Below are 5,515 nucleotides of genomic sequence, written 5' to 3' on the forward strand. Positions count from 1 at the left end.
AATCCGTTTCTGAAAAGAAACGAATGAGCTTTGGCACGGTCTATCGCAATCTCCAAATTCTTGAGGAAGAGGGAGAAATCGTTGCAGTAGAGGCAGACCCTGAATTTGTGCGCTATGATAGGAGGTTGGAGCCTCATTATCATTTGCATTGTAAGAAGTGCAATAAGGTTTTTGATATTCCCATCCTGTATGATACGGAACTTGACGTAACAGTAGAGAGAGATAGTGACTTTGAGATAGGTTATCATTCAATAACATTTGAGGGACTTTGCTACTCTTGTAAAGACACATAAAAAATTATGTGAGTATATTGATGTTTAATTGATTTTTATAGAATATTAGTAATCATTCCGATTACTAATAAATAGAAGGTCGGCGGACTAAAAACGCGGAGGGTTATATTATGGTTATTCAAACTAGGCTTACTATGGAGTATGCGCATCGGTTTCTGAATCACACAGGTGAGGCACAGTATCTGCATGGACATCACGGCGAATTGAACATTGAGGTTGAGGGTGTCGTTGATGAACGTGGTTTTGTAAAACCTGTTAAGGATTTACAGGCAGTTGTTTGGGACGTTATGCAAAACTTTGACCATGCGCTCTTGTTGCAAGACTGCGACCCATTGCTACAGCCGATTCTTGATGTTTATGAGAAACAGGGCATCAAGGGCGGGCATAAGGACAACACACAGCGTGGCACAGCATTCAAATGTGAACTTGGTTATGCAGTGCCAGAATGCCGTCTTGTTGTTACTAAAAAGATTTCAACCTGCGAAAACCTTGTGGAGTTGTTCCACATGCTATTAAAAGACAAGCTGAAGATAAAGAGCCTGCGTTTTCAGTCTAATACTAGAAACTTGATTGCTGCTAAGGCAGAATATTAAGAGGATGGGGGAGAATATGTGTTTTCTCCCCCACCAACTTTCCTCTACAGCTATGCTTGCTAATAATTAGAAGATAAGGGATTTTACTTGACTTATCTCAAATAATGTTTAATATTATATGACTATGTTTGATAAGCTGGAGGAGGTAGCTAAGCACTACGATGAGGTAAGTATTCAGATGTCCGACCCTGCAGTTATTGCTGAAAGGGCGGTTTTTCAGAGGCTTGCTAAAGAACATTCTGATATGGAAGATGTCGTGGGCTTATACCGCGAATGGAAAAGACTGAAAGCTGCACATAGCGAAGCTGACCAAATATTAAGAAGTTCGTCTGACAAAGACATGCAGGAGCTTGCACATCAAGAGATGGCGGACACAGCTCAGAGAATGGCAGAGTTAGAACAAGCTATGCGACTTCAGTTGCTCCCTAAAGACCCCTATGATGATAAAAATATATATTTAGAAATACGTGCTGGCACTGGTGGCGATGAGGCGTCCCTCTTTGCGGCTGATTTACTGCGGATGTATTCTAGGTTTGCCGATTTGCAGAACTGGAAAGTTGAAACAGTAGATGCTAACGAAACTGGAGTAGGCGGATATAAAGAAGTAGTCCTATTGATTAAAGGGCGTGGTGCATATAGTCGCCTTAAATACGAAGGGGGCGGGCATAGGGTGCAAAGAATACCCGATACAGAAGCATCAGGCAGAATACATACCTCTGCTTGCACGGTGGCAGTGTTGCCAGAGGCTGATGATGTGGACGTTGCCATTGATAATAAAGATTTACGAGTAGATGTATATCGTTCAGGCGGTGCGGGTGGGCAGCACGTTAATACCACGGACTCCGCTGTGCGCATAACACACATTCCAACTGGCATAGTGGTGACCTGTCAAGACGAACGTAGTCAGATTAAAAATAAAGACAAGGCTATGAAGCTCCTTAAATCAAAACTGCTTGAGGATAAAATCAACAAACAGGCTAATGAGCGGGCAGAGACGCGCAAGTTGCAGGTCGGCTCTGGCGACAGAAGCGAGCGGATACGCACCTACAATTTTCCGCAAAATAGAATGACCGACCATAGAATCAATATGACTGTGTATAGCCTTGATAGGGTAATGGAAGGTGAGATAAACGAAATATTGCAAAATCTCAACACCTTTGACCAGGCGGAAAAGCTAAAGGCGGCTGGGGTATAACTACTAGCTATGGCATTTAGTATATCATCTAGTATATTTCTACAAAAATTGCGCGATATGGGCATTTCACGCGTTGATGCTGTGGAGCTTATCTCATATCTAACAGGTTCTGCCTACCAAGATGTGGCTCAAGACCCTAATATATGGCAGGTAGATGATGGCGATGTTGCTATTGTAATTGAGAAATTAAAACGAGAAGTGCCTATCCCATATATTACACACCGCAAAGAGTTTTATGGGTATGAGTTTGCAGTCAATGCTGACACGCTTATCCCACGTGCTGACACCGAAACACTTGTAAATGCAGTATTAAGCGATGTTAAAAGTACTGATAGTGCTCACGTTGTTGACCTATACACAGGCAGTGGCTGTATATTGCTCACATTACTAAAAGAACTTCCAGAGGCTGCGGGCATTGGCATAGATATATCGCCTAGAGCACTTACTCTGGCACAAAGCAATGCTGGCAAATTAAAATTAGACAGCAGGGCTAGTTTTATCCAATACGATATATTAGATGGTAAATTTAACCTGTCTAAAGTTCTTGCTAATGTTGCCCATTCAGCTAGTATTATAACGGCTAATCCGCCTTATGTTTCAAAGGAAGAATATGCTAAATGTGACAGAGCAGTTCATTATGAGCCAAAAATTGCATTGGTAGCAGACGATGAGGGGTTTGCCCATATAAAACATCTATTAGAACTTATCTCAAAACTGAAAAATAGCCCAACTTTTTATATTGAAATTGGCTACATGCAGGCAAACCGCGTAAGCGAACTTGCGGACTCGCTTGGGCTGACGATAGATATTATAAAAGATTTGGCTGGGAATGACAGGGTGTTAAAGGTGCTGTCATAAACGTTTGGGTTATGCTGTATAATTTTAATTTTTCCAAATTTTCTCTTGACAGCCTTATTTTGTAATTGTATAAAGGTGCTATTAAGGTGCGTGTTTCATATTATTGCAATAATATAGGCGATAATCCGATGACTAGGGGTATAACGGAGATATATATATGACTAGATTGCGTACGTGGAAGTATATAATTTCTAAAAGATTTGATATATACTGGATAGTATATATGACTAGATTGCGTATGATTACGAATAGCTTGTTTTTTAGAATGCTTCTTAAACCTTTATTGGCAGTGCTTTTTATCTTTTTTTGTTGTATCTTATGTCTTGCCTATGCATTAGTCAATACAGTTACATTAGCCGCTCCGCTTGAGCTCAAGTCTCTTGTCTATAAAACTAGTATAGAAGAAGTTCACCATTTTTATCTTCGCAAGTATTTTCGCAAGTATTTTTATGGTCACACTTATTATGAGGTGAAGCATTGGGCTCGTTATAATGGCGGTGCATATTCTGATAGTCAACTTAAATTAAATGATGTTCCTGAAATTGTTGATATCTATATTGAAAATGACAAATTTTTTGTCGTTTTGCCTGCCAACACAACAATAGTGGAGAAAAATATAAATATAGAACCAGAACGTATCCATTATTCAGCAGATAGAGTGCTTTACCAATATCCAATTGCTATAGAGTTTAAAAAAGAATGGAAACAAGGTAAATAATTTTGTCAAGATTTAATATAATTGCTATTATTGAAGTCATTTTTATTATTTTTTGTGTTACAGCCATAATTATGGGAATATATACAAGTTTTTATAGAGTTGTTTTGGCAATGCTTGGCGGTTGCATAGTAAATCTTGCATTCGTTTTTGATTTTTTGTTGAGCGATGAATCAACTTTTGTTATGTACGAGGGAAATAAGTTGTTTTTAACTTTTTTTCTTCTCGTGCCAGACACTGTATGTGTGTATATAATGTATAAAATGGTGAAATGGAATAGAATGCATATTACCTTTACATTAGTGCATTATATGGTTGCGATGCCAGCTTTGTTTTATTGGTGCGTTGTTGGTTTGTTGACTATGATGTATAGCGATTATTTGATAAAATGATAACGATAAATGGAGAACTATAAATGACCACTTGCACCATAAAGCTTTTGTTTTCTTTGTTTTTCCTGCTAATATTATTAGTGAGTTATTTGTTTATGCGTATATTAACGACAAATTATGCTCGTATGTAGTAATGGGGGACTAATTATGAGAAATTATATAAGATTTCTATTCATAATGCTATTTGCAATAGTTAGTTCCTGTGCTATGGGTGGCGATAGGCTATCTTTTAGCTACGAAGGTCAGCATGAGGGCATAGAAGTATTGCAGGACTTCTATGTGAAACCGCCACATGGAACTTCGTGGTTATTGTTTTACGTATATTACTATGAAGACCGTGCTGGATGTGAGCTTTATGATAATAGAATACTAACGGTTGAAATTGATAGCAGTTACAAGATAAATACAGACAGTGCTTATCTGCAACTTCAAAATGGTGTTAAGATGCCAGCAAAACTGCTTTCTGTAAAAGAAATAGATAAAAAACGAGTAGTTAGGTATTATTTTCCAGTCACATGCAATCACCTGCGCAACGCTAAATTTGTGATGTCCGACATATCTAGTGACGGTATCAAACTATCCCCAGTAGTTGTGAAAATGGAGTTTAAGAAATGATTAAAAAAAACTTTGTTCTTCTTATAAGCATTTTCATATTAAGTGCCTGTGGGTATAACGTTGGAGTCATAAAACCATATTCATATAAAAAGGAACGTTCAGGAGATTGGTTTGTTGATATTGGTAAATATTACGCCGAATCTAGGCATGTTGTTGATATCTACGAGAATACTTTACAGGTAAAGATGATGTTTTATGGTATAAGTGAAGAATCTGTTGCAGCTGGCAATGCGTGGATTGTAGTATTATTTAGAGCTGGAAGTTCTCAAAAACCAGAACATATTTATTCTTTTGATACTTCGTCCGCCAGCACGAATGTGGGAGAGTTATCGTTTAGTAGAGCATATCCTTATGTTGGTGAACCTAAAAATGGAATGCTAAGCCTTCATGGAACAACAAATAATCCACCTGATAATAAGGAACTCTTTGTAGAGTATAAAGTTTCACTTGCTGATTGGTATAAGGAATACCTAAAAGATGCAAATAGGTGCAGTGCGGAGCAGACACAAAAGCCCACATTTACGCTTAATGGAGTTTATAAGGGTGGCATTCCCATAAAAGCTTTGACTATTCCCATAAATACGTGTGATTTGTCTAAAACTAACAATGTTGGTTTTGAGGGAATATTTGTGCCAATTTATGGGGTTATGTATCTTATGATACCTCTTGTTGCTCTAGCAGGTATATTCTACTGAGGTTAAAAATGATAACTTGTGTACGAAAACTTTTGTTTTCCTTGTTTTTCTTGCTAATATTATTAGTGAGTTATCATTTTATCGTCCCATATTGTCCCGTAAGCACCCTTTAGGGTTTGTCTCGTTATTGGTGTCTGTATATAATCATTATGTGCTTGG

The 5,515-nt window shown here is 38.0% G+C and carries 7 protein-coding genes; all 7 read left to right on the top strand.

Annotated features, from left to right (window positions below; translation table 11 throughout):
• On the top strand, positions 1-293 hold a 293-nt coding region (locus AC1MDJ_RS06615), incomplete at its 5' end, for a Fur family transcriptional regulator (RefSeq protein ID WP_479690144.1).
• 110 nt (positions 294-403) lie between these two features.
• Positions 404-886 (top strand): 6-pyruvoyl trahydropterin synthase family protein, encoded by a 483-nt coding sequence (locus tag AC1MDJ_RS06620; RefSeq protein WP_479690145.1) that lies wholly within the window; start codon positions 404-406, stop codon positions 884-886.
• A 124-nt stretch (positions 887-1,010) separates the two neighbouring features.
• Entirely contained in the window at positions 1,011-2,081 is a 1,071-nt protein-coding gene (gene prfA / locus AC1MDJ_RS06625) for a peptide chain release factor 1 (RefSeq protein WP_479690146.1), read from the top strand.
• A gap of 9 nt (positions 2,082-2,090) precedes the next feature.
• Positions 2,091-2,939: a peptide chain release factor N(5)-glutamine methyltransferase gene (gene prmC / locus AC1MDJ_RS06630; RefSeq protein WP_479690147.1), complete on the top strand. Its 849-nt coding sequence runs from the start codon at positions 2,091-2,093 to the stop codon at positions 2,937-2,939.
• A gap of 238 nt (positions 2,940-3,177) precedes the next feature.
• A complete protein-coding gene (locus tag AC1MDJ_RS06635) occupies positions 3,178-3,657 on the top strand; it encodes a hypothetical protein (protein ID WP_479690148.1) in 480 nt (159 codons plus the stop codon).
• A 536-nt stretch (positions 3,658-4,193) separates the two neighbouring features.
• The gene (locus AC1MDJ_RS06640; protein ID WP_479690149.1) at positions 4,194-4,661 is read left to right on the top strand and encodes a hypothetical protein; all 468 of its coding nucleotides are present in this window, start codon (positions 4,194-4,196) and stop codon (positions 4,659-4,661) included.
• On the top strand, positions 4,658-5,356 hold the full coding sequence (locus AC1MDJ_RS06645) for a hypothetical protein (protein ID WP_479690150.1): 699 nt from the start codon (positions 4,658-4,660) through the stop codon (positions 5,354-5,356). The genes AC1MDJ_RS06640 and AC1MDJ_RS06645 overlap by 4 nt, the downstream gene beginning before the upstream one ends.
• Positions 5,357-5,515 lie beyond the last annotated feature (159 nt).

The organism is Candidatus Termitispirillum reticulitermitis, from assembly GCF_054655775.1.

What these genes read in the sequence shown, in the direction of transcription:
- AC1MDJ_RS06620 (WP_479690145.1), top strand. Translation starts at nt 404, where the DNA reads ATGGTTATTCAAACTAGGCTTACTATGGAGTATGCGCATCGGTTTCTG.
- prfA (WP_479690146.1), top strand. Translation starts at nt 1,011, where the DNA reads ATGTTTGATAAGCTGGAGGAGGTAGCTAAGCACTACGATGAGGTAAGT.
- prmC (WP_479690147.1), top strand. Translation starts at nt 2,091, where the DNA reads ATGGCATTTAGTATATCATCTAGTATATTTCTACAAAAATTGCGCGAT.
- AC1MDJ_RS06635 (WP_479690148.1), top strand. Translation starts at nt 3,178, where the DNA reads ATGATTACGAATAGCTTGTTTTTTAGAATGCTTCTTAAACCTTTATTG.
- AC1MDJ_RS06640 (WP_479690149.1), top strand. Translation starts at nt 4,194, where the DNA reads ATGAGAAATTATATAAGATTTCTATTCATAATGCTATTTGCAATAGTT.
- AC1MDJ_RS06645 (WP_479690150.1), top strand. Translation starts at nt 4,658, where the DNA reads ATGATTAAAAAAAACTTTGTTCTTCTTATAAGCATTTTCATATTAAGT.